This is a genomic window from Microbispora sp. CL1-1, assembly GCF_012034195.1.
GTDB lineage: Bacteria > Actinomycetota > Actinomycetes > Streptosporangiales > Streptosporangiaceae > Microbispora.
In genome coordinates, this window is record NZ_JAATEK010000162.1 from 1 (window position 1) to 712 (window position 712).

Sequence of the window (712 nt, forward strand, 5' to 3'; positions counted from 1 at the left end):
CAGCCGCGCCAGCTTGATCGCCGAACCGGCCATCGTGGGGCTGTAGGTGACCGTGGCCTTCAGCACGCCGTTGTCGGCCTGGATGTCGCGCATCGCGTTGGCCGAGCCGGCGCCGCCGACCATGAAGAACTCGTCGCGACCGGCCTCCTTGATCGCGGCGAGCACACCGATGCCCTGGTCGTCGTCGTGGTTCCAGATCGCGTCGATCTTCTTGTGCGCCTGCAGCAGGTTGCTGGCCACCTGCGTGCCCGACTCCACCGTGAACTTCGCGTCCTGCTGCGCGGTCACCGAGAACCCGTAGGTCTTCAGCGCGTCGGCGAAGCCCTTGCTGCGCTCCTGGGTCAGCGGCAGCGTCGCGATGCCCTGGATCTCCAGGATCACCGGGTCGGACACGCCCTTGTCCTTGAGCGTCTTGCCGATGAAGTGGCCCGCCGCCACGCCCATGCCGTAGTTGTCGCCGCCCAGCCAGGTCCGGTACGACAGCTTGTCGGGGAAGACCCGGTCCAGGTTGATCACCGGGATGCCCGCGTCCATCGCCTGCCGGGCGACCTGGTTGAGCTGCTCACCGTCGTTGGGCAGGATCACCAGCGCGTCGACCTTGGCCTGGATCAGCGACTCCACCGCCGAGATCTGCTGGTTGATGTCGTTGGTCGGCTCGACCGCCTTGAACTCCACATCGGAGAACTGCGCGGCCGCGTCCGTCGCGTTCTTG

General features: G+C 67.0%; 1 protein-coding gene. It reads right to left on the bottom strand.

Annotated elements, in window-relative coordinates:
* The coding region (locus HCK04_RS40420) for a substrate-binding domain-containing protein (RefSeq protein WP_142652788.1) at positions 1-712 on the bottom strand (712 nt) is incomplete at both ends.